Here is a 24,788-nt window from a genome sequence, read left to right as displayed (position 1 = left end):
TTGCCCAAACCTGAGAAAGAGATAAGCCATATAGACCATTGAGATTGAAGAGATGATTGAAGCAACTGATTTTAGAAATGCAATGTCTTTATTGACGACTGCAGTCAACGTGATTACGACTGAGGGTGAAGCAGGCATGCATGGATTTACAGCATCAGCAGTATGCAGTGTGACAGATACACCGCCAACTTTGCTGGTTTGTATGAATCAATCATCTCGTTCTCATGCGCATTTTCTTGAAAATAAAGTTCTTTCTGTCAATGTTTTAGGCGCACAGCATGAACACATTTCCAATGCTTTTGCTTCAAGCAAATTCAATTCGGAAGAGCGTTTTAAATTGGGTTCTTGGACTGTATTAGAAACAGGTTCACCGATATTAAAAGATGCTTTGGTCAGTTTTGACTGTCAGATTGAACAGATTCAAGAAGTGGGTACGCACAGTGTGTTTATGTGCCGTGTGGTTGCAATCAAGCAAAGTCAGCAGGAGGAAAGCTTGGTATATTTCAACCGCGCTTATCATGCTGTGGGTCAAGTGGAGTTGGCTTAAACCAGTCAGACTTCTTCAATACATCACTTTAAAAGTATCTATTTCGTGGAACTCATTACTTTCTTAATTATTGGCGCATTTGCAGGTTTTGCTGCGGGGCTGTTTGGTGTCGGTGGTGGCACCATCATTGTGCCATTGCTCTATATTGTTTTTAGCCAAATGGGCTATAGCCCTGATGTGATTATGCATTTGGCGCTTGGTACATCTTTGGCTACGATTGTGGTGACATCGATCAGCTCCTTAATGGCGCACAATAAAAATGGCGCTGTGATTTGGCCTGTATTTAAAAATTTAGCTCCGCCAATGGCGATTGGCTGTTTTGCAGGCGCGGGCATTGCAGGCTGGCTGTCAGGTTTGCATCTGCAAATGATTGTCGGTGTGTTTTTACTTTGGGTGGCTTATAACATGTTTATGGGTGCAAAAAAGCCAGTCGATCCCAACAAAACACTGCCATCTACAGGCAAGCAAATTGTGGCGGGTTCGGGTATTGGCGTTGCATCTGCCATCTTCGGTATTGGTGGTGGCAGTATTACAGTGCCGTATTTAACGGCAAATGGCGTGGTGATGCAAAAAGCGGTCGGGACGTCTGCCGCTTGCGGTTTACCTATTGCCATTGCTGGTGCATTAGGCTTTATGTTTTTTGGTATGCAACAGCAAGTTGAAATTCCAAATACCATTGGCTTTATTCATATTTATGCCTTTTTGGGCATTAGTGTGATGAGTTTCTTTACGGCTAAATATGGCGCGAAAACTGCGCATGCGCTTTCACCAGCAGTACTGAAAAAATGTTTTGCTGTGCTGTTATGTATTGTTGGATGTTTTTTTCTAGTGAAAGGCATTTTATAGAAGCCGACAGATCACAGTTAATTCATTCGAAAAGTATGCTCTAGTGTGCAACAGCTAGCTAGAGCATTTTTATCTATAGCAATTTAAGTCTTTAAAATTTCAAAAGATATTATTTAAAAACTACATTTCAAAACTGACATTTCAAAGCTCTGTGCTTTTAGAAAAAACATTGATAATCACAATGCCTAATAAAATAAAGGCCAAACCAATCATGGCAGGCAGGTCTAAATTTTGTTTAAACACAACCCAGCCCACACATGAAATAAGCACAATGCCTGCAGCGGACCACATGGCGTAGGCTAAGCCCATGGGAATCGATTTAAAGGTCAAACCTAAAAAAAAGAGCGCAATGGCATAGCCCAACACGGTAAAAATAATCGGTACTAGTTCGGTAAAGCCATTACTGGCTTTTAAGGCGGATGTAGCAATCACTTCGGCAATGATTGCAATGAGCAAATATATAAACGACATTGATTTCCTATAGGCATTCTACTGCATGGTGCAAGAGGTGCTGTTTTTCATTTCGTAACCAATCTGTGCTTTCTGTCGTGGTATCAGTGTGATGCTGAAATGCATAATGTGGAACATAAATATCCACCTCGAACATCAGCTGTACTGCTTGACCATTAATAATTACGTTTTGCTTTAAATGTGTTTCATCAATAACTTCAAAATGATCAAAGTTAAGCACTTGATTTTGCTGAGATGAAGTCGTTGTATAGTGCTTATGCAGACCATCTACAGCGATGGAAACTTCAAAGCTTTCAATCACCGTTTTATACATAGTAGGTGCAGATGATATGTCGATGCTGGCAACTGTTTGCTGATCTGTAGGTAAACGGCTCAGTGCAAAGGCCACATACTTATCACAAATAATTAAACCACCATCCATCGGCAATGGTTGATGACTTTCTACATCGAGGGCTGACTTCAACCGCAGGCCTAAAAATAGCCCTTCATGAACTTGCTGACGCCAGTCTTCGACATACACATTGCTTGGAGAGAATTCTAAAATACAGTTGCCAATCGCATGCAGTTTGGCAGGTTCTGGCCATTGCACATGATTTTGATAATTTGAGTGTGCTTTAACATCCCAAGACAATAATTGCTGTTCAGCATCCCAAAGAGTGTTGCCAATCCAGCCTTGACGCTCATTCACTGGCGTATTTTCTTGGCTTTTTAAACGTAGATCGATGGTGAAACTACGTGATTGAAACCAATACACAATGGTTTTTTCATCCGTTAAACCATTTGAAAAACTGATACTTTTACGACGAAATGCACCATACAAATAGTCTGGAATAGGACCTGAAATCTCTTGGCTGGCTGGAAGCTGTGCTAAAGCCTGAAATAAATTCATGCGCTTGCTCCTTGTACTTCTGTATTTTCATCCATACCAAATGATGACAAAGGCACAGCATTTCTTAGACTCAGCTCTCCTGAAGCGATACGTTTTTTGAGATAACTAAAGGTTTGCGCGGTTTGATTAAATAAATGTTCACCACCAATTAAGGGCTGATATTTAGGCGCTTCAGTTGAATGTACTGGCTCAATGATCGTGTCGTAATTGCAGGCGCAGAATAAGGGGAAAGAGTAGCGTTCTTCAGAGACTTTTTTAACACGGTGTTTGGTGGCCAAATATTTGCCATTCGACAAAATTTCCATCATGTCGCCAATATTCATCACCAAGGTATTTTCAATCAATGGAATATCCATCCATTCACCTTGTTTATTGAGTACCTGCAAACCTGGTGCAGTCGGTAAGAGCAGTGTAAAGCACTCATAATCTGTATGCGCGCCAATACCTTCGGCATCTTTCACTTCAGGGTTATACGGATAATGAATTAGACGCAGTTGGCTGGTCGGATGGGTAATTTTGCGCTCAAAAAAATGCTCATCTACATTCAAAGCTAAAGCAAAGGCCTGAAAAATCTGCTCACTAATACTGTGTAAATGGTGGTAATAATCACTGACTGTACTTTTAAATGTGGCATCATCTGGCCATAAAGTAGGGCCAATTAAAGGAAATGCCTTAGTTTCGCCATGATAATCATAATTGACGTCATAGGCTTCTTTTAAGTCATAGCTGTTGCCTGCAAATTGTTCTTCACCAATTGGCACATAGCCACTATGATTTTTCGACAGTCCAATATAGTGTTGCATTTTACTTGCGGTATCTTGTTGAAAATAACGCTTTGCCACCTGAATCAGTGATGTCGCAAAATCAAAATTGAACTGATCACCCTTTAAATATAGAAAACCAACATCTTTACAGGCTTGATCCAATGCAGAGGCTACTTCTAAGCGTTCTGACAGTACCGTACTTTGCATTTTCGATATATCAACAAGTGGCAAAACATAAGATTCATTCATCTTCAATTCCTATAATGTTGGCCGTCCAACGCTGTAGTACATCATTTAGGCCGTCCTAAAGATGAAGAGGGATTAATCCAGTTATTTTTGCGTACTGACTTGAGTCATACGTGGAATTTTCGGTAGGTTTTCCATCGCTGGGTCGAGCTCGTCTTCCTGCGCATGTACCAAGAAATCCACCCGTTCACGCAGTTGTTTAAATTCAGGACTCAGCATGAGTTCAGGATTACGAGGACGGGGTAAATCGACCTCAATAATTTCTTTAATTTCACCAGGATTGGCTTTGAGCGCCACAATACGATCCGCCAATAAAATCGCTTCATCCATATCGTGGGTCACAAAAATGATGGTGATATCAATGTTTTGCCATAGATCCATTAAATGCTTTTGCATTTTTTGACGGGTATGCGGGTCAAGCGCGCCAAACGGCTCATCCATCAATAATATTTTGGGTTCATTAACCAATGCGCGGGCAATAGCAACGCGCTGTTTCATCCCGCCAGAAAGCTGATGCGGATACTGATCTTGGTATTTTTCTAGACCAATAATATCAATCCATTCGCGGGCGCTGGATTCAGCCGAAGCATTGCTGGCACCTTTCATTAAAGGGCCGAACATCACATTTTCTTTGACCGTTTTCCATGGAAAAAGCGTGTAGCCTTGAAACACCATGCCACGCTCAGGGCTTGGGCCTTCAATCGCTTGGCCATCGACCAGCAATTCACCGCTACTGTAAGGATCAAGCCCAGCCACAATTCGGCTAAAGGTCGATTTACCGCAACCCGATGGGCCAATCACGCAGATAAATTCACGTTTATGAATCTTTAAATCCAACTGATTTAAAATAGTGCGTTCAGTTTTGCCGTGCTTGAAACTTTGTGTAAGTTTTTTTGCTTCTAAAATGACAGGGCGTGCATAAATTGCATCGAAATAAGTGGTGGCATTAAACTCTGTGCTGTTCATTATTTTGCTCCTGCTTTCCATTTAAATAGACGTTGACCGAGTTTCATTAGCACCACATCGCACACCAAACCAATCACCCCAATGATGAGGATCGCGGCATAGACATTGTCAAAGTTTTGGTAACGCGCTTGTTGGGTGATAAACCAGGTAATCCCAGAGGTTGTGCCGATCAGTTCAGATACGATCAGATAGGTCCAAGCCCAGCCGAGCAATACACGCAAGTCGCGGTAAATATCAGGAAGCGCTGCTGGAATCACCACATGAAATAAGCTTTTCAATTTATTGGTGCCCAGCGTAAAACCTGCTTCAATCAGGCCTCGGTCAACCATCCGTGTGGTATTGGCAATAATCAGAATTTGCTGAAACAGCGTACCAATCACGATAATGGCGATTTTAGGTGCATCATTAATGCCTAAAATCGCCACGGCTAATGCACCAAAAGCAGGAGCGGGCAAGTAGCGGAAAAACTCAACAAAGGGTTCGGTCAGTTGTGATATTTTTTGAGAAAAACCGCAAAGAATACCTAGCGGAATACCGATGAGAGAGGCAATAAAAAAAGCGCTGAACACAATTTTAATACTGTGCCATAAGCTTTGATGAAACCATGGGGCATCAGGTTGGGCAGGTGGAGTTATAAAAGCCGTAACTAATGCTTTTGCTACTTCGTGCGGTGCAGGTAAATAGATTGGATTGACCAGTTTACCTTGAGGTGGTGCTAAACCTGCATTGACCGCAGATTGCGCTTCGGCATAAAACACCGCTTTGTCTACATGGCTATCGACTTGCAAATACGGCACACTGCCAGACTGAGTAATTTGCACCTGTGGATGCCATAAAAATGGCAAATAACTCACTGCACACCAAATAAGCACAGGAATTAAAAATGATCCGAAGCCGAGCAATAGCTTGCTTTTCGGACTGAGCTCTCTTGCGACATAACCCATACTGACCAAGCCCCAATATTACTTTTTTAATAAAACGTAATACTGTTAAGCAATTAGAATGCCAAAGGCCTGTATGCCGTGATTTAACTGCAATTGATAAAGTTGAATGGACTAAATATCTGAAAAAGCCTGCCAAGGTAGCAGACAAAATGATTTTTTGGATCTAGAACAATGCCAAAATGTACTTTTATGGCGCAACTAATTGCTCAAATAGCTTTTTCATGCCTTCGCTGGCACCTGCTTTAATCAGTTCATATTGCTCAGGTACACGCTGATAATCTGCTTTCGGGTCAATATAAAATGCACGGCAGCTCGGTCGAATTTGGTGAATCAATCCAGCCACAGGGTAGACCGCTAAACTCGTACCAATCGCAATAAAAATATCCGCGCTTTGTACGCTTATGCTGGCATCGTCATAAGCTGGAACTGCTTCGCCAAACCACACCACATGGGGCCTGAGTGGATAACCAGCTGGGCATTTGTCTGTATCTAAATTTAAATCTGAACCTTCTACTTCAAATAGTTCTTCTGGGTGTGGAGCCTGAGGGCCAGAGCTTTTAGCGTAGCGAATATTACCATGCAAATGCAGCACATTTTGACTGCCTGCACGTTCGTGTAAGTCATCAATATTTTGAGTAATGACTTGAACATCAAAAAAATCATCGAGTTCTGCAATCAATTTATGCGCTGCATTTGGCTCTGCGGCTAAAATATGTTTACGGCGTTCATTATAAAATCGCTGTACTAAAGAAGGGTCACGTGCCCAAGCTTCAGGTGTGGCCACATCTTCAATACGATGCTGCTCCCAAAGACCATCACTGTCACGGAAGGTATTGATGCCGCTTTCTGCGCTCATGCCGGCACCTGAAAACACCACAATTTTTTGCATAGATATTTAGCCTTATATTTTAATTGATGAGTCCAATGCGTACGGTTGCATGTATTGAATGGATGATTCAGCGAATTTACTGTACTCAAAATATAGCGATTACTTCAACTAATCAGGTGCAATTCTTGTAGCACCCAATCGACAAATTTTTGTATTTGCGGTGAACTGTCTTGGCTCGAGTGGACTAAATAATATTTTCTGCTACCGTGCAGTTTTTTATTTGATGCAATCACCAATTCTTTTTTTCTCAGTTCTGCTTCGATCAGCATTTGTGGAATCAGTGCCATACCCATGCCATGACTGGCTGCCACAGAAAGCATAGAAAATTGTTCATGTCGCTGACCATCAAATGGTTTGGGATGCTGAAGCTGATGGGCTTGAAACCATTCTTGCCAAATACTTGGACGGGTGGTTTGCTGTAATAAGGGCAATTGAAGTAACTCTTCATCGCTTAAATTAAAACTGTGATCATCGGTCATTTCCGCATGGGGAAAGTTGCTTTTAATCAATTTGGGGGAACAAACGGGAACCACTTCTTCATCCATTAAATAATGCGCTTGAATGCCCGGCCAATGCTCAATTTGTTGCTGAGTTCCTGCAAAAATCGCCGCGTCAAAGACATTTTCATTAAATAAAAAGGGTTTAGTACTGGTTTCCAAATGCACTGTAATTTCAGGATGTTGCGCATTTAATTTATGTAATTTTGGCAACAGCCAACGTGTGGCAAAGGTTGGCACAACGGCCAGCTTTAAAGTACCGCCCAAGCCTTTGTGCATCATAATATCTGAAGTGCTTTTTTCGATACCTTGCAAAAAGGGTTTAATACTTTTTGCATATTGCTTGCCTGCTTCTGTGAGATCGACACCGTGACGTGTTCTGCTAAATAGCATTACACCTAAATATTCTTCAAGCTGTTGAATTTGGCGCGACACGGCACTTTGCGTAATAAATAACTCTTGGGAAGCATGCGTATAACTTGCGTGTTTCGCAGCAGATTCAAAGCAAATTAAGCTTTGCAATGACGGAATATTGCGCCGCATAGATAAAGTCCTTTTTATCGATAGGTATCACAAAATGGCATATAAGAATGATTTTCATATACCACTATAGTCTATAAATAAAGCAATCCGCAGTTCAAATCAGTGGCTAAAGTGCTTAACACGCTGTGAGCCAAGCTTAGGTATGCGAAAGGCGCATATCTACATGCAAATTAATCGTTTGAATGAATCACTTTTCACACATAGCATCAAATAAAACAACGAAAACCTGAAAAAGCAGAGGATGCGATGAATCAAATGGTCAATGTAAAAAAGGCAAAAGTACAATTTAACTGGCAAGACCCGTTTCTTTTGGAACAGCAATTAACTGAAGAAGAACGCATGATTCGCGATACTGCGCATGCATACTGTCAAGAGCGTTTACAGCCACGTGTACTCGAACAATTCCGCCATGAAAAAACCGATGCATCTATTTTCCGAGAAATGGGCGAACTTGGCTTACTTGGCCCAACGATTCCAGAGCAATACGGCGGCGCAGGTCTAAACTATGTTAGTTATGGTCTCGTTGCACGTGAAATTGAATATGTTGATTCTGGCTACCGTTCAATGGCCAGCGTTCAAAGTTCTTTGGTGATGGTGCCAATTAATGAATTTGGCTCTGAAGCGCAAAAACAGAAATACCTACCAAAACTGGCAACAGGCGAATACATTGGCTGTTTTGGTTTAACTGAACCAGATCATGGCTCTGACCCAGGTAGCATGATTACTCGTGCAAAAAAGGTCGAAGGTGGCTATCGTCTCACGGGTGCAAAAATGTGGATTACCAACAGCCCAATTGCCGAAGTGTTTGTTGTTTGGGCGAAAGAAGTATCGCATGAAGGCAATGTAGGTGACATTCGTGGTTTTATTTTGGAAAAAGGCTGGGAAGGGCTATCAGCACCAGCGATTCACGGTAAAGTTGGCTTACGTGCATCGATTACCGGTGAAATTGTCATGGACAATGTTTTTGTCCCTGAAGAGAACGCTTTTCCAGAAGTACGTGGTTTAAAAGGTCCATTTACCTGTCTAAATAGTGCTCGTTATGGTATCGCTTGGGGCGCAATGGGCGCAGCTGAGTTCTGTTGGCATACAGCACACCAATACACCATGGACCGTAAACAGTTTGGTCGACCATTGGCTGCGAATCAGCTGATTCAAAAGAAACTTGCAGATATGCAAACTGAGATTGCCTTGGGTTTACAAGCTGCGCTTCGATTTGGACGTATGAAAGATGAAGGCATTGCTGCTGTAGAAGGCACATCACTCATTAAACGTAACAACTGTGGCAAGGCTTTAGATATTGCCCGTGTTGCGCGTGACATGATGGGTGGTAACGGCATTTCTGATGAGTTTGGTGTTGCCCGCCATCTAGTCAATCTCGAAGTCGTCAACACGTATGAAGGAACGCATGATGTACATGCACTGATCTTAGGTCGTGCGCAAACAGGCATCGCGGCTTTTGGTAACTAATTGAATTCAATATCAATAGGGCGCTCTGAATAGAGTGCCTTAGAGACTTTTTATGCAAAAATAAACTTAATCAATAAAGGATTCATCGTGAAACACTCTTGTAACTCTGTGCAATAGCCTGAGCAGTGATGAAATAAAAAGAATAAAAAAGGCAAATGTGCAGACATAGGAATGCCGATGACTCATTTGGGAAAATGAGGAACAAGGAAATGAATAACGAAATGCAAAACGGAGCAGGAACGCTCAAATTGCCTTCTAACGTGGGCACGATGCATCGTATTACAAGCAACACTTGGAAAATGGCTTTTATTTTTGCCTTTATTTCTTTGGTGATTGATGGTGTAGACATCATGTTGCTGTCATTCAGTCTCACCAGTTTAAAGGCTGAATTTGGTTTAAGTACATTTCAAGCAGGTATGCTTGGTAGCTCTTCTTTAGCAGGGATGGCGCTGGGTGGTATTTCGGGTGGATGGGCGTGCGATAAATTCGGCCGTGTGAAAACCATTGCTTGGTCGGTCGTATTTTTCTCGATCATGACCTGTATCTTAGGCTTTACCCAAGGCTATGAACAATTTTTAATTTTACGTTTTATTGGCGCTTTTGGACTGGGTTCTCTTTACATGGCGTGTAATACGCTGATGGCAGAATATGTGCCAACCAAATATCGCACAACGGTACTTGGGACTTTGCAAACCGGTCAAACCGTGGGTTATATCGTTGCAACGCTGATGGCGGGTGCCATTATTCCAGATCACGGCTGGCGGATGCTATTTTATGTCACCATTATTCCTGCTGCATTTGCCCTGATCTTTATGCGTTTTGTTCCTGAGCCAAAATCTTGGCAGGAAGCAAAAATTGAGCAGATAAAACGCCGTGAATTAAAGCTTGAACCTGTACAGCAGCAAGCTGCAGCCAAGCAAAACGCACCTTCTGAAAGCATTTATAAACGTATTTTTGGACATACCAATCATCGCAAAATGTTTTTCCTTTGGATGTCGACCGCTGCATTTCTACAATTCGGTTATTACGGTGTCAACAATTGGATGCCAACGTATTTAGAAACTGAACTCAGCATGAACTTTAAAGCCATGACTGGCTATATGGTAGGTGCATATACCGCCATGATTTTGGGTAAAATTTTAGCAGGCTATGCCGCTGACAAGTTCGGACGTCGTATTACCTTTGTGTTTGGTACGGTAGCTACGGCAGCATTCTTACCGATCATCATTTTCTATAACACACCAACCAACATCGCCTATTTACTCGTAACTTTCGGTTTCCTATACGGTATTCCATACGGTGTAAATGCAACTTATATGGCAGAAAGCTTCTCGACGGATGTACGCGGTACGGCTATTGGCGGTGCTTACAATATGGGACGTTTAGGCGCAGCCATAGCACCAGCAACCATTGGTATGATTGCCGCTGGCGGATCATTCACCATGGCCTTTATTGTAATGGGTGCTGCTTACTTTATTGCAGGTGTTATTCCAGGCTTGTTCATCCGTGAACGCCAATATGACCCACAGCAAGCATCACTTTCTTCAGATGCGGAAAAAGAAAAACTGGCAAGTTTAGATACACATGTTGCTGATGCAGAGCAAAAAGCGTCTGCAAAAACTGCAACAGTAAAATAATTAAAAATATCTGTGCCATAGCTCAATACTATGGCACATCTGGAGTGAACTATGGGTGCATTAAAAGGAATTCGCGTATTGGACTTAAGCCGTGTTTTGGCAGGTCCTTGGTGCGGTCAAATATTGGCTGATTTAGGTGCAGAGGTAATCAAAATTGAGCGTCCTAAAGTCGGGGATGATACCCGTATGTGGGGACCACCTTGGATGCCAAATCAGCAAGGTCAAGCGACGAAAGAATCAGGCTATTACCAATGTGCGAACCGCAATAAATATTCTGTAGCCATTGATATTGCTAGTGAAGAAGGGCAAGCCCTAGTCCGTGAAATTGCTAAAACGGCAGATGTCGTGATTGAAAACTACAAAGCAGGCTCACTTGCCAAATATGGTTTGGATTATGCATCGCTCAGTGCGCTAAATCCAAATATCGTATATTGCTCAATTACAGGTTTTGGTCAGGATGGGCCACGCGCGGAAGAACCAGGCTATGACTTTATTATTCAAGGCATGTCAGGTCTGATGAGTATTACTGGTGAAGCTGATGATGTGATGGGTGGCGGAGCACAAAAGGTGGGGGTCGCTGTGGTCGATATTCAGACCGGACTGTACTCAACCATTGCTATTCAGGCGGCATTGTTGGCGCGGCAACATACTGGACGCGGTCAATATATTGATATGTCATTACTCGATGTACAGGTAGCGGCTTTGGCCAATCAAGGTATGAACTATTTGACCTCGGGCAAAGCACCCAAGCGCATGGGAAATAATCACCCGAATATTGTACCGTATCAAACCTTTAAAGCTAAAGATAAAGAATTTATTATTGCCTGTGGTAATGACAAACAATTTAAAGATTTGTGTATTGCGATTGGCTATACAGAACTGCTAGATCAACCAAACTATTTACGTAATCAAGATCGAGTGAAGCACCGTGAAGAATTAATTCCATTATTGAGTGCTTATTTTCTCACTCAAGATGCTCAAGTTTGGGTTGATGCGATTCATGCGGTAAAAGTGCCAGTGGGTGTAATCAACTCTGTAGAAGATGCATTAAATGAACCGCAAATTCAACATCGTCAAATGGTGGTGAATATTCCACATGCTTTAAATCATGATTTTAAAGTGATTGGATCACCGATGAAATTATCTGATACGCCTGTAGAATACCGTCATGCACCACCGCAGTTAGGGCAGCACACAATCGAAATTTTGTCCCAATTTAAAACTGAAGCTGAATTAAATGAATTGGCTGCACAAGGCATCATTGATCAACTCAATCATCCTGCAGCTTAAAATTTCATGGGATTATTCTTCAAACTATTCTTCAATATATGGGCTTAAACGCCTATGTGGAATGAGTGGAGTTAAAAGTTTAGACCGAAGGACTCCAATACTTCGGTCTTTTTCAATATCAATATTCATTTACGGAGTGCTTTTAATGTTAATTTTCTAGATAAAGTATAATTATTCATTAAAGCTTGGGCCTGCAATACGGTCTTTATTTTTTCGTATGAAAGAGATGTCCATACTTTTGCGCCTTGATATTTTTTCTTTAAGCTATAACATTCAAATTCTGGATTATACACAAACCAATTTCCGCAATGCTGCACGCAATAAGCATTTATATGCCTATTTTTCAAGTCTACTAATTGCACAGCAAGATCATCGATACCACCTCCATTGATGAGAGTATAAGCCTTCAAACGAAATAAAGCCCTGCACAATGGCAAGGCTCTATTTTAATAACATTACATTGAATTTGTTCAGCTGCTTATTATTGCTGTATAAAATTCTGCAAAGCCTGATTAAATGCATCTGGCTGTTCGATGTTTGAAATATGCGATGCATTAATTTCAAATAATTGGCTATTTGCAATGCGTTCTTGCATGAATTGACCATCTGCAACTGTAGTTACAGGGTCTTGTTGACCTGCAATAATTAATACAGGTACGTGAATAGACGAGATTTCATTGCGTAAATCCGCTTTAGCCAAAGCTTCACAACAACTTGCATAACCTTCTGGGCTGCCAGCTCCGAGGTCGTTACTCAAAGATTGTACAGTTGCCGTGTTACTTTGGATAAAGGGTTCTGTAAACCATCGTGATGCTGCCGTTTCTGCAATTGGTTTCAGACCTTGTTGACGGACTAACTGTGCACGTTCATTCCAAGCTGATTCTTGCCCAATTTTTGCAGCGGTATTGCATACAATGACATGGTTAAAGCGTTCAGGATGATGTATTGCAAGCCATTGACCTGTTAAACCACCCATCGATATTCCACAAAATGTGGCCTGTTGATTATTTAAATGATCCAATAAATGGATGACATCTGTACCCAATTGATCAAGGCTATAAGGCCCTTGAGGGGCAGAAGATGCACCATGACCACGTGTATCATAACAAATGACAAAATAATCCTGCTGCAGCGCCTCTATCTGAGGCTTCCACATGCTGAACTTTGTGCCTAAAGAATTAGAAAAGACAATCGCAGGTTTGTTGGTATCACCAAAAGTTGCGTAATTAATCGTTGCATCATTGGATATGAATGTAGGCATATTTTGAATCCTTAATTTTATAAATCTCCTAAATCCCCCTATGAGAAGGAGGACTTTTATTGAGGATTAAACACGTTCAATAATCAAAGCGATGCCTTGACCGACACCAATGCACATCGAACAGAGGGCATATTGACCTGAAATTGCCTCAAGTTGATTTAACGCAGTCGTCACTAAACGGGCTCCAGATGCACCTAAAGGATGCCCCAAAGCAATAGCGCCACCGTTTGGATTGACATGTTTAGCACCATCTTCCAAACCTAGTTCACGGGTAACCGCTAAGGCTTGAGCCGCAAAAGCTTCATTCAGCTCGATCACATCCATTTGTTTAAGGCTTAGACCTGTTTGAGCTAACAGCTTTTTGATGGCAGGCGCAGGACCAAAACCCATGATTTTGGGTTCAACACCCACCACCGTTGCTGCAATAATTTTGGCTCGTGGCTTTAACTTAAATTTGTTAACAGCATCATCTGAAGCAATCAGTAGTGCAGCCGCACCATCATTGATTCCTGAAGCATTGCCCGCAGTTACCGTACCATCTGCTTTCACCACAGGTTTGAGTTTTGCTAAACCTTCTGCTGTCGTTGATGCACGTGGATGCTCATCTGTATCGACTATCAGTGGGTCGCCTTTACGCTGTGGAATGATTACAGGGATGATTTCTTTCTCAAAAAAACCATTGGCTTGTGCAGCAGCTGTACGGCGCTGACTTTCTAAGGCAAAAGCATCTTGATCAGCACGGTTAATATTGAATTGTTCTGCCACATTTTCAGCGGTTTGAGGCATGGTTTCCACGCCATACATTTGTTTGAGTATTGGATTGATAAAACGCCAGCCCATGGTGGTGTCTTCTATCCTTTGGCTGCGTCCATAAGCACTTTCCGATTTACCCATAACAAAGGGCGCACGGGACATACTTTCAACACCGCCAGCAATAATTAAGTCTGCTTCATTTGCTTTAATTGCACGGGCTGCCATCGCAATTGCATCAAGTGATGAACCACAAAGTCGGTTCACAGTTGTAGCAGGAACTTGAAAAGGTACACCTGCGAGTAGCGACGACATTCGTGCAACATTACGGTTATCTTCACCGGCTTGGTTCGCACAGCCGTAAATCACGTCATCAACAGACTCCCAAGCAATACTTGGATTTCGCTGCATCAGTGCCTTGATAGGTAAGGCACCTAGGTCATCGGTACGTACTGCTGCTAAACCGCCCGCATAGCGACCGAAAGGGGTACGGATTGCATCAATAATATAGGCATTTTTCATTTTATAAATCCTAAAAACTCAGCTCCTCCCTTTTAACGGGAGGTTGGGAGGGATTTACAGGAAGTTAATTTTTGAATATTAATCCTCCCTAAATCCCTCCTTTAATCAAGGAGGGACTTTTTGCTTTATGCTGTCGTATCTATCAGCTTTGCACCAGTCATTGACTGTAATTCGTCAAAGCTCAGACCCTCAACTTTTTCAATCACTTTCATGCCTTCAACTGTTACATCAATCACGCACAAATCTGTGTAAATACGATCGACACATTGCAGGCCTGTCGCAGGGTATGACAATTCAGCTACAATTTTCGGTTCACCTTTTTTGGTCACATGGTCTGTAGTAATAAAGACTTTTTTCGCCCCAACAGCCAAATCCATTGCACCACCTACAGCAGGAATTGCATCTGGCGCACCAGTATGCCAATTTGCTAAGTCACCATTTTGGGCAACCTGAAAAGCGCCTAATACTGCAATATCTAAATGACCGCCACGCATCATGGCAAAAGATTCACCGTGATGAAAAAAGCAGCCACCCGTTTGCATAGTGACAAACTCTTTTCCTGCATTAATTAATTCAGGGTCTTCTTCGCCTTTAGCCGGAGGAGGACCAAAAGCCAAAAGGCCATTTTCTGAATGTAGAAAAACATCTTTGTCTGTTGGTAAATAATTTGAAATTTTAGTGGGCAAGCCAATGCCTAAATTGACATAAGCGCCATCTGGAATATCTTGTGCAACACGTTCTGCAATTTGATCACGGGTTAATTTGGTATAGCTCATGGTTCTTTCCTCACGTGATTTATGCAGATTGCTCAAGCTGTGCAGGTTGAACAGCCACAACATGTTGTACAAAAATGCCAGGGGTAATAATGTGCTCTGGGTCCAATGCACCAAGTTCAACAACTTCAGAAACTTGAGCAATTGTCACATCTGCCGCCATGGCCATAATGGGGCCAAAGTTACGCGCTGATTTGTTGTAAACCAAGTTCCCCCAGTGGTCGCCCTGATGCGCTTTGATTAAAGCAAAATCGGCTTTAATTGGATTTTCGAGGACAAAATCTTTGCCTTCATAATTGAGTGTAGGTTTGCCTTCTGCCAACAACGTACCAAAACCTGTTGGTGTATAAATTGGACCCAAACCCATGCCTGCCGCCTGGATACGGCAAGCCAAATTACCTTGTGGTACAAGCTCAAGTTCTATTTTTCCTGCACGGTATAGCTCATCGAACACCCAAGAGTCGGATTGGCGAGGGAAAGAACAAATCATCTTACGAACAGCACCGGCTTTGAGTAATTTAGCCAATCCATAGTCACCATTCCCTGCATTGTTGTTGACGATGATGAGATCTTTGATGCCAAGTTCTATCAATCCATCAATCAGTTCAGCAGGCTGACCAGCCGTACCGAAGCCGCCGATCATAATGGTTGATCCATCCTTAATTTGAGAAAGTGCTTCTGTTAAGGAAGCGGTACTTTTATCAATCATGCTACGATCCTTCATCAAGAACGATAAAACTATTTACCTGACTAACCACTTCAGTCATGTAAGGCAGATAATCTTTTATTTCAAATATTTACAAACTTAAAAATGCAGATCAATGGACTCAAATCATGTGCTACACAATTGGAATCCAATCGCATCAGCTATCATCACTACGAACAGAAGAGGGATGACGATTTAAAGCCATAACTTCAATATTCATATACGGGTAAAGGGGCAATCCTTGTAAAATGTTGTGTAACTCTTCATTGCTTTCAACATCAAAAATACTGATATTTGAATATTGACCAGTGATGCGCCAGATATGACGCCATTTGCCTTGACGTTGTAGATCTTGTGAATAAGCTTTTTCTACAGCTTTAATTTCATTGGCTTTTTCGACTGGCATATCTAATGGAATATTGACATCCATGCGTACTTGGAAAAGCATTTCTCACTCCTAGCTAAATATTATTTACGACGTAAGTCATCAATTTTGTTTTCATCAATTTCAATCCCTAAACCTGCTGTGGTCGGAATCTTGAGTTCGAAATCTTGATATTGAAGTGGGTTTTTTAAAATTTCTTCAGTTAACAGCAATGGACCAAAAAGCTCTGTGCCATAAGCTAAATTGTCAAATGTAGAAAATGCATGTGCCGATGCAATAGTGCCCACAGGGCCTTCAAGCATGGTTCCACCATATAAATCGATACCCGCAAGTTTGGCGATTTTTGAAACCTCACAGCCTTCGATTAAACCGCCAGACTGTGCAACTTTAACTGCAAAAACAGAGGCAGAATTGTGCCGCGCAAGTTGATATGCCGTTTGCGGACCCATCAATGATTCATCTGCCATAATGGCAATATCAAAACGACGAGTTAAACGGCGCATTGCGTCAATGTTATCAATTGCACAAGGCTGCTCAATCAGGTCAACACCACCATCTTGTAATAATTGAATGCCTTTAATGGCATCTAATTCAGACCATGCACGGTTAACATCCACACGGATAGAAATGTCCGAACCTAACGCTTTTTTAATGGCTAAAACATGCTCAACATCAGCTTCAACGGGGCGTGAACCTATTTTGAGTTTGAAAATATTGTGTCGTTTTGCCGCAATCATCTTTTGTGCTTCGGCAATGTCTTTTTCCGTATTGCCAGATGCAAGTACCCAAAGAACAGGCAAGCTGTCACGTAAACGGCCGCCCAATACTTCACTTAAGGGCAGATTTAAACGCTGCGCCAAAATATCGAGTAGCGCCGTTTGAATGGCACATTTAGCAAAGCGATTGCCGTTAATACTACGTTTAATAGCTTGCATGGTTTGAGCAACATTCAAACCAGTGAGAGTTTTCAGTAAAGGACTAAAATAAGTTTCAATATTGGTACGAATGCTTTCAGGGCTTTCTTCACCATAGCCTAGACCACCAATCGTCGTCGCTTCACCCCAACCGATATAACCATCTTCGGTGGTGATTTTAATCAAAACAAGGGTTTGCGTTTGCATGGTTGCAACAGCCATCTTGTGCGGACGGATTGTTGGGATTTCCACGAGCAGGGTTTCAATCGACTTATACATCTTGCGTATTTCTTATCTATCCAACTATTTATATACCCTAATTTAATGTAATATCTTTAACTAGAGCGATTTTGGTATTTTTAGATACTTAAAAGGTATATAAATGGAATTAAGGCACTTACGTTACTTTGTCACCGTGGTTGAAGAGCAAAGTATTACCAAGGCAGCAGAAAAATTATGTATTGCTCAGCCGCCTTTGAGCCGCCAAATTCAAAAGCTTGAAGAAGAACTGGGCATTACCTTGTTTGAGCGTGGTTCTAGACCCGTGAAAACCACAGAAGCTGGTATGTTCTTTTATGAGCATGCTGTACAGATATTGACGCATACCGCTCAGGCCACAACCATGGCACAGCGAATTAATGCCGTCGATAAAACTGTCCGCATTGGTTATGTCAGTTCGCTTTTATACGCATTATTGCCGCAAATTATTTATTTATTTCGACAACGTAACCCAGATATTCATGTTGAACTCATAGAATGTGGCACACGCGACCAGATTGAAGCCTTAAAAACCGGTCGAATTGATATTGGTTTTGGACGACTTCGATTAACTGATCCGTCCATTAAACGTATTTTATTAAGAAAAGAAGCGCTACGTTTAGCTATTCATAAAAATCATCATTTGGCTGAATTTAAAGACAAAGGCATTTATCTTTCTCAAATTTTAGATGAACCCATTTTTGCCTATCCAACGACACCGAAACCGAATTTTTCCACGCTCATTCAATCGATATTTACCGAATTAGGACTTGTACCTAAACATTTAACCGAAGTGCGTGAAATTCATATGGCTTTGGGCTTAGTGGCGTCGGGAGAGGGCATTTCCTTGATTCCTGAAAGTGCCAGTGATATTGGCATGAAAAATTTGATGTACATCCCAATCTTAGATTTGGAAGCCTATAGTCCAATCTCTTTGTCGGTACGCAATATGGATCATAGTAATTACATTCCAAAGATACTGGATTGCATTCGTGAAGTCTTCGTTGAAGAAAATATCGACTTACGCGCCATCGATGCAGATGCATAACTAAATTAAGGTTTCATGATCAATGCTGCATAAGATCCGCTGTTCAATGATAGAGTCTTATGGAACATCAACAAATTTAGCCCAAAGCATCCTGATAAATACAAGATTGTGCTATTTCAAAAACCTTTTCATCTTCAATATTTAATTGATCGTATTGCTGCATTTTTTGAATCATCCATTCAAAGTCTGAAGTTTGTGGCGCTTGGGTCTTGCCAAAATTTTGAATGATGCTTTTGATCCGATGAAAAGCCTCGACGTGAATCTGCTCAGAACAATCAAAACGGATGATGTGATATTGCTTTAACAAAGAAAATATTTCAGAAAAATGCGTTTGTTGAAGCAGATCGTTTTGGGCTTTTTGGATGGCAAGATTGATTGCGTTTAAGGTATTAGGATGTTTTTCTGCCCAATCATGGGTAAAAGCCAAAACTTTATCTGGAATATGATCAATAATATCTTGGCTATTGACGATAATACGACTATAGCCTTGTATTTCAGCTTGCGTATTCCACGGCTCTCCGACACAAAATACATCAATTCGTTGCGTTGATATTGCTTCGACCATATAAGGCGGTGGTAAAGTTGAAAACGTTTGCGTTTGAGCAATTTCTGTGTCTGCAAGTGCCAGCCATTCTCTTAGAATATAATGATGAATCGAATGCTGAAAAACATGCGCCAACTGAATCGTTTGATTCTGTTTTATCGCAGATACGATTTTCTCTGCTGAATTAATTGGTAGATCTAAAGCATGGATATTTAATTCATAGCACAGCTTTTGACTCAAACTAATATAAGCGCAGTTAGTACTGAGTGTAAGAGAGGTTTGTAAGGGAATGCCGAGATGGTCTTTGCCCGTCACAGACGCAGGCAGCATGGCCGATAAACAGTGTGCTACATCTAAAAAACCAAAAGCTAGACGGTCGCGTAAACTTGCCCAAGATGGTTCTTGAGTCAGCATGACGTTCAACCCTTGTTCCGCAAAATAACCTTGATGTTCTGCCCAGAGCAAAGCAACACAGTCAAGTAAAGGAATATAGCCCAATTGAATATCAGTTTTTTCAAGCTTTTGCATGGTTTATTCCTTAAATTGAGACTGTAACAGCGCTTGCGCATCAAGCAGTCGGCGCGCCATTTCACTCATCGTCATACGGTGACTCATGGCATTTTTTCTCAGCAAATTAAATGCTTGATCTTCGGTTAAACCATGCATTTGTATTAAAAGCACTTTGGCTTTTTCAATATCTTTTCGATCGGCCAGTTTGCACTTGGTTTCAGCCAAATCATTCAGCAGTTTTTTATGCTTTTTATATTGTTCAATCGAAATTTCTAAAATGCTATTCAAACGTGCAGGGTCAATACCATCGACAATATATGCCGTGACACCCGCATCAATCGCGCTTCGGATGATTTCAAGACTCGAATTTTTAGTGAACAGAACAGTCGGTAAGTCAAATTGGCTGACACAGCTTTCAATGACATCGCGATGTGGATGATCCATATCCAATAAAATCACATCTGCCTGAATATTTTGCAGATATGACATATTTAAATGATCAATCATGAAACTAGCGACCACATCAAAGTCATGTTGAATTAATGAGGCTTGAATAAATTCAGCGCGTTCTTGATCATCATCAATTAGGGCTATTTTTAGTTTTGGCATGCAAACACTCAGACAGAGCCAAACAAATACGTATTGAGTTTTCTAAGCAATTTAAATGCCAAATTTTAAGACAATACAAAATATAAATCTGCTTCTAAATTTTAGCTTGGTTATATGCACATTTTAAAATTGAACCATTTCCGTGCACTGATCTTGTGCAGGGCTGAACCACGTTTGAACATTCAGCCGCATCTCTATAGGCATATTGACTATCTATTTACCTTAATTCGCTTATTTTCGGATAGATCGGCGCTCAATGCTTAAATATAGAGATGAAATTTACGATTGAAATAAAAACTTGGCACGTATCGTGCTTAATACTTATTGAGTCAAAGAAGACTCTAAAAATTTGTTAGACGGCCAACGACGTCCGTTCTGATCGACTCTGTTATGTGTTAGCGACATAACCGAGTAATTCATGCGTTCAGTTCAGTCAGGAGAAGGTTATGTCTTCAAATTTAAATGCCAAAAAAGCCACAAAAATAAGTCTATTTAATTTTTCTTCAGCAGCAATGCGGGCCTTCCACATGAGTTGGCTCGCATTCTTTGTTTGCTTCTTTGCATGGTTTGCCTGTGCACCGTTGATGCCAGTGATTGCTGGCGAATTTCACCTCACGAAAGATCAAATTGCCAATATTAATATTGCCGCTGTTGCGATCACGATTTTAGTCCGCCTGATTGTCGGCCCTTTATGTGATAAATATGGCCCGCGTAAAACCTATACAGCTTTATTAATCATCGGCAGTATTCCAGTCTTTGGGGTTGCATCTGCGAGCAGCTATGAATCCTTTCTTTTCTTCCGCTTGCTGATCGGCGCGATTGGCGCAAGCTTCGTCATCACGCAATACCATACAAGCATTATGTTTGCGCCTAATGTGGTGGGTACAGCCAATGCTGCAACAGCAGGCTGGGGCAATGCAGGCGGCGGTGCAACTCAAGCCCTTATGCCTTTACTGCTTGGCGCACTCGTTATGTTTGGTGTAGAGCAAGCGATGGGCTGGCGTATTGCGCTGATTGTACCCGGTGTGATGATGCTGATTGTTGGTGCGCTTTACTGGAAGTTCACACAAGACTGTCCGCAAGGCAACTTTAAAGAACTTCGCGAACAAGGCATCAGTGTTGGCAGTGACAAAAAGGGCGGCTTGGCAATTCTAATGCATGCAGCACGCAATTACCGTGTATGGATTCTATTTGGCGCTTACGCAGCTTGCTTCGGTATTGAAATCTTTATTCACAACATTGTAGCAATGTACTACGTCGACCACTTCAGCTTTGGATTAAAAGAAGCAGGTATGGCAGCAGGTATTTTTGGTTTGCTTGCACTGTTTGCCCGCGCGCTAGGCGGCATTGTTTCGGACAAAGTCGCGACTAAAAAAGGCTTAGATGGCCGTACCAAAGTGTTATTCGCCATGATTCTGCTCGAAGGGCTGTTTTTAATTCTGTTCTCGCAAATGAGCACGCCAATCTTCGCCATTCTTGCAATGACAGTCTTTGCACTCTTCACTCACATGGCGTGCGGCGCAACCTATGCCTTGGTGCCATTCATTGACCGTGATGCTTTAGGCGGCGTGGCAGGCATTATCGGTGCAGGCGGTAACGTAGGTGCAGTGGCTGCAGGCTTCTTGCTTAAAGGCATGCTGGATATTCAAACCACGCTTATGGTGTTGGGCGGTCTAGTGGTTATCGCTGCAAGCTGTGTACTGATGATCCGCTTCTCTGTAGAGCATAAAGAAAAAGAACAGCGCCTATTTGAACAAGCTGTAAATGAACGAAATTTAGCTGAAGCTCAAAACTAATACTGAAAAGTTGCCTCTAAACATCGCGATTTAGGGGCAAATAAAAAAATCTTGCGGAGAAAGAATATGAAAATCATCATGATTGGACATGGCATGGTTGGCCATAAATTTATCGAATCTGTACTGGAACACGCAGGTGATGATGTTGAATTAACCATTTTGGCTGAAGAGCCGCGTTTAGCCTATGACCGTGTGCATTTAACTGAATATTTCAGCGGTAAATCGGCTAAAGATTTAACCCTGTGCCGCAGCGACTTTGCTGATGCATACGGTATAGATTTACGCCTGAGCACCAAAGCGGTTGAAATTGATCAGCGTAATAAAACGGTCACGACCAATCACGGTGATATTCTTTCTTTTGACAAGCTGGTGCTCGCAACAGGTTCATATGCATTTGTGCCGCCAATTCCAGGCAATGAGCGTGAAAACTGCTTTGTGTACCGTACCATTGAAGACTTGGATGCCATCCGTGCCGCAAGCTTGAATGCTAAAACAGGTGTGGTGATCGGCGGCGGTTTATTGGGTCTGGAAGCAGCAAAAGCGCTGCGTGATTTAAACTTAGAAACCCATGTTGTTGAATTTGCACCACGCTTAATGGCAGTTCAGATTGATGATCTAGGCGGTAAAGTTTTACGCTCTAAAATTGAAAATCTAGGTGTTAAAGTCCATACGCAAAAAGCGACATCTTGCATCGAAGATGGTGCAAATGCGAAGCACGTGATGAAGTTTGGTGATGGTTCTGAACTGGAAACCGATATCATCTTATTCTCTGCAGGTATCCGCCCGCGCGATGAATTAGCGCGCCAAAGCGGTCTAGCCATTGGTGAGCGTGGCGGAATTGCGATTAATGACTATTGCCAAACTTCAAACCCTGACATTTATGCCATTGGTGAATGTGCGCTTTGGCAAAATAAAATTTATGGCCTGGTTGCGCCGGGCTATGACATGGCGCGTATTGCAGCAAAGCATGTAATGGAACAAAACTGCACGCTTTTCGCTGGTGCAGATATGAGCACCAAGTTGAAACTGATGGGGGTTGATGTTGCATCTGTAGGTGATGCGCATGCAATGACGCCAAATTCCTTAAGCTATTTCTATGCAGATGAAGCAGCTCAGGTTTATAAAAAAATAGTCGTGAATGCAGAGAAAACGAAGCTGCTTGGCGCGGTATTGGTGGGCTGTGCTAAAGAATACAATGACCTGCTGCAGATGATGCTGAATGGCTTAGAAGTTCCAGAAAGCCCAGAAAGCCTCATCATGCCGGGCTATGCACAATCTGCAGGTAAATCGGGCGGCAGCGGTGTCGATCTGCTGCCAGACAGCGCAACGATTTGTTCATGTAACAACGTCTCTAAAGCAGACATTTGCTCAGCCATTGCAGACGGATCGACTTCTTTAGGCGCATTGAAAAAATGCACCAAAGCTGCAACAGCTTGCGGCGGCTGTGCACCATTAGTCACTCAAGTCCTCAAATCGGAGCTTCAGCGTCAAGGTGTAACTGTAAATAACCATTTATGTGAACACTTTGCATATTCACGCCAAGAGCTCTATCACTTGGTACGTGTGAACGAAATCAAAACCTTTGATGATCTGATTCAACAGCATGGCCATGGTTTAGGCTGTGACATCTGTAAACCGACGGCAGCCAATATCCTAGCGTCATGCTGGAATGACTTTGTACTTAAACCAAGCCATGCGGGCCTGCAAGACAGTAATGACTACTACCTCGGCAATATCCAAAAAGATGGTTCATATTCAGTAGTACCGCGTATGGCTGGCGGTGAAGTTACTCCGGACGGATTAATTGCCGTGGGTCAAATTGCTAAAGAATATGGTCTATATACCAAACTTACAGGCGGTCAGCGTGTTGATATGTTTGGTGCACAAGTGCATCAACTGCCTGAAATCTGGGAAAAATTGATTGCTGCTGGTTTTGAGTCTGGCCATGCCTACGGCAAATCACTGCGTACGGTGAAATCTTGTGTCGGCAGTACTTGGTGCCGTTATGGCGTGGACGATTCAGTCGGCTTGGCGATTTTTTTAGAGAACCGCTACAAAGGCCTTCGCTCACCGCACAAACTGAAAATGGCTGTGTCGGGCTGTACCCGTGAATGTGCTGAGGCGCAAAGTAAAGATGTAGGCGTGATTGCGACAGAAAAAGGCTGGAACCTTTATGTATGCGGTAACGGCGGTATGAAGCCGCGTCACGCAGAGCTTTTGGCATCAGACTTAGATACGCAAACATTGATCAAATACATTGACCGTTTCTTTATGTTCTACATTCAAACAGCAGACCGTTTGCAGCGTACTTCTGTATGGCGCGACAACATGGAAGGTGGTTTAGATTACCTGAAAGATGTCGTTGTGAATGATTCGCTTGGCGTAGCGGCTGAACTTGAACGCCGTATGAGCCATGTTGTGGGTACATATCAAGATGAATGGCGTACCGCTGTAGAAGATCCTGAAGTACGTAAACGCTTTGTGACTTTCGTGAATGCAAAAGCAGAACAGCAAAATGATCCGCATATTCAGTTTGCATCTGTTCGCGGTCAAATCAGACCGAAAACAGAAGCTGAACGCGATTCGTCACGCATTCCAGTGGTTGAAGCTTAAGAGAATAACGAATTTAAAACTTCTTTTATTTGGTTTACATCCTCATTCGCTTTCTCGCTAAAGCGGAAACGAAAGATGGTGAACTAAAAGAAGTTTAAAAAGG

Annotated in this window: 24 protein-coding genes; 8 read left to right on the top strand and 16 right to left on the bottom strand. The window is 42.2% G+C overall.

The genetic code is table 11. The features are described 5' to 3' along the window. Positions 1–52: 52 nt before the first annotated feature. Positions 53–547, top strand: a complete 495-nt coding sequence (locus FTU36_RS05375) for a flavin reductase (RefSeq protein ID WP_180048946.1) — start codon at positions 53–55, stop codon at positions 545–547. A gap of 45 nt (positions 548–592) precedes the next feature. After that, a complete protein-coding gene (locus tag FTU36_RS05370; RefSeq protein WP_078193778.1) occupies positions 593–1,393 on the top strand; it encodes a sulfite exporter TauE/SafE family protein in 801 nt (266 codons plus the stop codon). A gap of 141 nt (positions 1,394–1,534) precedes the next feature. On the opposite strand, the gene FTU36_RS05365 is transcribed toward FTU36_RS05370, so the two are convergent. The 7 genes from FTU36_RS05365 to FTU36_RS05335 all read right to left on the bottom strand — a co-directional run bounded on the left by FTU36_RS05365 (position 1,535) and on the right by FTU36_RS05335 (position 7,602). Further along, positions 1,535–1,864, bottom strand: a complete 330-nt coding sequence (locus FTU36_RS05365) for a multidrug efflux SMR transporter (protein WP_117007380.1) — start codon at positions 1,862–1,864, stop codon at positions 1,535–1,537. 7 nt (positions 1,865–1,871) lie between these two features. Further along, positions 1,872–2,753, bottom strand: coding sequence for a hypothetical protein (locus FTU36_RS05360; protein WP_180116973.1), 882 nt, complete (start codon positions 2,751–2,753; stop codon positions 1,872–1,874). Continuing rightward, positions 2,750–3,766: an isopenicillin N synthase family oxygenase gene (locus tag FTU36_RS05355; protein WP_180116971.1), complete on the bottom strand. Its 1,017-nt coding sequence runs from the start codon at positions 3,764–3,766 to the stop codon at positions 2,750–2,752. The genes FTU36_RS05360 and FTU36_RS05355 overlap by 4 nt, the downstream gene beginning before the upstream one ends. Positions 3,767–3,847: 81 nt before the next feature. Next, complete coding sequence (locus tag FTU36_RS05350) at positions 3,848–4,729, bottom strand: ABC transporter ATP-binding protein (RefSeq protein WP_120367011.1); 882 nt, start codon at positions 4,727–4,729, stop codon at positions 3,848–3,850. Next, positions 4,729–5,673 (bottom strand): ABC transporter permease, encoded by a 945-nt coding sequence (locus tag FTU36_RS05345; RefSeq protein ID WP_180116969.1) that lies wholly within the window; start codon positions 5,671–5,673, stop codon positions 4,729–4,731. The genes FTU36_RS05350 and FTU36_RS05345 overlap by 1 nt, the downstream gene beginning before the upstream one ends. Before the next feature lie 187 nt (positions 5,674–5,860). Next, positions 5,861–6,562 carry a Sir2 family NAD-dependent protein deacetylase gene (locus tag FTU36_RS05340; protein WP_180116967.1) on the bottom strand — a complete coding sequence of 234 codons (702 nt, stop codon included), beginning with the start codon at positions 6,560–6,562 and terminating at the stop codon, positions 5,861–5,863. A 104-nt stretch (positions 6,563–6,666) separates the two neighbouring features. Further along, complete coding sequence (locus tag FTU36_RS05335; RefSeq protein WP_180116965.1) at positions 6,667–7,602, bottom strand: LysR substrate-binding domain-containing protein; 936 nt, start codon at positions 7,600–7,602, stop codon at positions 6,667–6,669. Positions 7,603–7,848: 246 nt separating this feature from the next. Between FTU36_RS05335 and FTU36_RS05330 the strand changes: the two genes are divergently transcribed. The 3 genes from FTU36_RS05330 to FTU36_RS05320 all read left to right on the top strand — a co-directional run bounded on the left by FTU36_RS05330 (position 7,849) and on the right by FTU36_RS05320 (position 11,996). Beyond that, positions 7,849–9,069 carry an acyl-CoA dehydrogenase gene (locus FTU36_RS05330; RefSeq protein ID WP_180116963.1) on the top strand — a complete coding sequence of 407 codons (1,221 nt, stop codon included), beginning with the start codon at positions 7,849–7,851 and terminating at the stop codon, positions 9,067–9,069. A gap of 209 nt (positions 9,070–9,278) precedes the next feature. Beyond that, entirely contained in the window at positions 9,279–10,706 is a 1,428-nt protein-coding gene (locus FTU36_RS05325) for an MFS transporter (protein ID WP_180116957.1), read from the top strand. A gap of 51 nt (positions 10,707–10,757) precedes the next feature. Further along, positions 10,758–11,996, top strand: coding sequence for a CaiB/BaiF CoA-transferase family protein (locus FTU36_RS05320; RefSeq protein ID WP_180106099.1), 1,239 nt, complete (start codon positions 10,758–10,760; stop codon positions 11,994–11,996). A gap of 125 nt (positions 11,997–12,121) precedes the next feature. Here the strand turns inward: FTU36_RS05320 and FTU36_RS05315 are convergent, their stop codons facing one another. The 7 genes from FTU36_RS05315 to FTU36_RS05285 all read right to left on the bottom strand — a co-directional run bounded on the left by FTU36_RS05315 (position 12,122) and on the right by FTU36_RS05285 (position 17,586). Next, positions 12,122–12,406 carry a hypothetical protein gene (locus tag FTU36_RS05315; RefSeq protein ID WP_257222556.1) on the bottom strand — a complete coding sequence of 95 codons (285 nt, stop codon included), beginning with the start codon at positions 12,404–12,406 and terminating at the stop codon, positions 12,122–12,124. A 71-nt stretch (positions 12,407–12,477) separates the two neighbouring features. Further along, positions 12,478–13,257, bottom strand: a complete 780-nt coding sequence (pcaD, locus tag FTU36_RS05310) for a 3-oxoadipate enol-lactonase (RefSeq protein ID WP_180116955.1) — start codon at positions 13,255–13,257, stop codon at positions 12,478–12,480. A gap of 66 nt (positions 13,258–13,323) precedes the next feature. Then, positions 13,324–14,529 carry a 3-oxoadipyl-CoA thiolase gene (gene pcaF, locus FTU36_RS05305; protein ID WP_180116953.1) on the bottom strand — a complete coding sequence of 402 codons (1,206 nt, stop codon included), beginning with the start codon at positions 14,527–14,529 and terminating at the stop codon, positions 13,324–13,326. Positions 14,530–14,654: 125 nt separating this feature from the next. Then, positions 14,655–15,305 carry a 3-oxoacid CoA-transferase subunit B gene (locus FTU36_RS05300; RefSeq protein ID WP_180116951.1) on the bottom strand — a complete coding sequence of 217 codons (651 nt, stop codon included), beginning with the start codon at positions 15,303–15,305 and terminating at the stop codon, positions 14,655–14,657. Between the two features lie 19 nt (positions 15,306–15,324). Next, positions 15,325–16,011, bottom strand: coding sequence for a 3-oxoacid CoA-transferase subunit A (locus FTU36_RS05295; RefSeq protein ID WP_180116949.1), 687 nt, complete (start codon positions 16,009–16,011; stop codon positions 15,325–15,327). Between the two features lie 154 nt (positions 16,012–16,165). After that, the gene (gene catC, locus FTU36_RS05290; protein WP_078190886.1) at positions 16,166–16,456 is read right to left on the bottom strand and encodes a muconolactone Delta-isomerase; all 291 of its coding nucleotides are present in this window, start codon (positions 16,454–16,456) and stop codon (positions 16,166–16,168) included. Positions 16,457–16,476: 20 nt separating this feature from the next. Further along, positions 16,477–17,586 (bottom strand): muconate/chloromuconate family cycloisomerase, encoded by a 1,110-nt coding sequence (locus FTU36_RS05285; RefSeq protein WP_180116948.1) that lies wholly within the window; start codon positions 17,584–17,586, stop codon positions 16,477–16,479. Between the two features lie 103 nt (positions 17,587–17,689). Here FTU36_RS05285 and catM point away from each other — a divergent pair, with 103 nt between their 5' ends. Beyond that, positions 17,690–18,613, top strand: a complete 924-nt coding sequence (catM, locus tag FTU36_RS05280; protein WP_078193763.1) for a cis,cis-muconate-binding transcription regulator CatM — start codon at positions 17,690–17,692, stop codon at positions 18,611–18,613. A gap of 76 nt (positions 18,614–18,689) precedes the next feature. Here catM and FTU36_RS05275 read toward each other — a convergent pair whose 3' ends face one another. Both FTU36_RS05275 and FTU36_RS05270 read right to left on the bottom strand, forming a co-directional pair. Next, a complete protein-coding gene (locus tag FTU36_RS05275; RefSeq protein WP_180116946.1) occupies positions 18,690–19,685 on the bottom strand; it encodes an ABC transporter substrate-binding protein in 996 nt (331 codons plus the stop codon). Positions 19,686–19,688: 3 nt separating this feature from the next. Continuing rightward, the gene (locus FTU36_RS05270; RefSeq protein ID WP_180116944.1) at positions 19,689–20,276 is read right to left on the bottom strand and encodes an ANTAR domain-containing protein; all 588 of its coding nucleotides are present in this window, start codon (positions 20,274–20,276) and stop codon (positions 19,689–19,691) included. A gap of 446 nt (positions 20,277–20,722) precedes the next feature. Between FTU36_RS05270 and FTU36_RS05265 the strand changes: the two genes are divergently transcribed. Continuing rightward, complete coding sequence (locus FTU36_RS05265) at positions 20,723–22,072, top strand: MFS transporter (protein WP_180054753.1); 1,350 nt, start codon at positions 20,723–20,725, stop codon at positions 22,070–22,072. 66 nt (positions 22,073–22,138) lie between these two features. Next, a complete protein-coding gene (gene nirB, locus FTU36_RS05260) occupies positions 22,139–24,685 on the top strand; it encodes a nitrite reductase large subunit NirB (protein ID WP_218954380.1) in 2,547 nt (848 codons plus the stop codon). Positions 24,686–24,788 lie beyond the last annotated feature (103 nt).

It is taken from the genome of Acinetobacter sp. YH12096 (assembly GCF_013419215.1).
Classification (GTDB): Bacteria; Pseudomonadota; Gammaproteobacteria; order Pseudomonadales; family Moraxellaceae; genus Acinetobacter; species Acinetobacter amyesii.
This window is presented reverse-complemented; position numbering and strand designations above follow the sequence as displayed.

Bases quoted from the DNA above. Each gene is read 5' to 3' on its own strand.
- FTU36_RS05340 (WP_180116967.1), bottom strand. From the start codon at position 6,562: ATGCAAAAAATTGTGGTGTTTTCAGGTGCCGGCATGAGCGCAGAAAGC.
- FTU36_RS05270 (WP_180116944.1), bottom strand. From the start codon at position 20,276: ATGCCAAAACTAAAAATAGCCCTAATTGATGATGATCAAGAACGCGCT.
- nirB (WP_218954380.1), top strand. From the start codon at position 22,139: ATGAAAATCATCATGATTGGACATGGCATGGTTGGCCATAAATTTATC.
- FTU36_RS05295 (WP_180116949.1), bottom strand. From the start codon at position 16,011: ATGATTGATAAAAGTACCGCTTCCTTAACAGAAGCACTTTCTCAAATT.
- pcaF (WP_180116953.1), bottom strand. From the start codon at position 14,529: ATGAAAAATGCCTATATTATTGATGCAATCCGTACCCCTTTCGGTCGC.
- FTU36_RS05355 (WP_180116971.1), bottom strand. From the start codon at position 3,766: ATGAATGAATCTTATGTTTTGCCACTTGTTGATATATCGAAAATGCAA.
- FTU36_RS05325 (WP_180116957.1), top strand. From the start codon at position 9,279: ATGAATAACGAAATGCAAAACGGAGCAGGAACGCTCAAATTGCCTTCT.
- FTU36_RS05330 (WP_180116963.1), top strand. From the start codon at position 7,849: ATGAATCAAATGGTCAATGTAAAAAAGGCAAAAGTACAATTTAACTGG.
- FTU36_RS05335 (WP_180116965.1), bottom strand. From the start codon at position 7,602: ATGCGGCGCAATATTCCGTCATTGCAAAGCTTAATTTGCTTTGAATCT.
- FTU36_RS05375 (WP_180048946.1), top strand. From the start codon at position 53: ATGATTGAAGCAACTGATTTTAGAAATGCAATGTCTTTATTGACGACT.
- pcaD (WP_180116955.1), bottom strand. From the start codon at position 13,257: ATGCCTACATTCATATCCAATGATGCAACGATTAATTACGCAACTTTT.
- FTU36_RS05345 (WP_180116969.1), bottom strand. From the start codon at position 5,673: ATGGGTTATGTCGCAAGAGAGCTCAGTCCGAAAAGCAAGCTATTGCTC.
- catC (WP_078190886.1), bottom strand. From the start codon at position 16,456: ATGCTTTTCCAAGTACGCATGGATGTCAATATTCCATTAGATATGCCA.
- FTU36_RS05265 (WP_180054753.1), top strand. From the start codon at position 20,723: ATGTCTTCAAATTTAAATGCCAAAAAAGCCACAAAAATAAGTCTATTT.
- FTU36_RS05350 (WP_120367011.1), bottom strand. From the start codon at position 4,729: ATGAACAGCACAGAGTTTAATGCCACCACTTATTTCGATGCAATTTAT.
- FTU36_RS05285 (WP_180116948.1), bottom strand. From the start codon at position 17,586: ATGTATAAGTCGATTGAAACCCTGCTCGTGGAAATCCCAACAATCCGT.
- FTU36_RS05300 (WP_180116951.1), bottom strand. From the start codon at position 15,305: ATGAGCTATACCAAATTAACCCGTGATCAAATTGCAGAACGTGTTGCA.
- catM (WP_078193763.1), top strand. From the start codon at position 17,690: ATGGAATTAAGGCACTTACGTTACTTTGTCACCGTGGTTGAAGAGCAA.
- FTU36_RS05320 (WP_180106099.1), top strand. From the start codon at position 10,758: ATGGGTGCATTAAAAGGAATTCGCGTATTGGACTTAAGCCGTGTTTTG.
- FTU36_RS05275 (WP_180116946.1), bottom strand. From the start codon at position 19,685: ATGCAAAAGCTTGAAAAAACTGATATTCAATTGGGCTATATTCCTTTA.
- FTU36_RS05365 (WP_117007380.1), bottom strand. From the start codon at position 1,864: ATGTCGTTTATATATTTGCTCATTGCAATCATTGCCGAAGTGATTGCT.
- FTU36_RS05360 (WP_180116973.1), bottom strand. From the start codon at position 2,753: ATGAATTTATTTCAGGCTTTAGCACAGCTTCCAGCCAGCCAAGAGATT.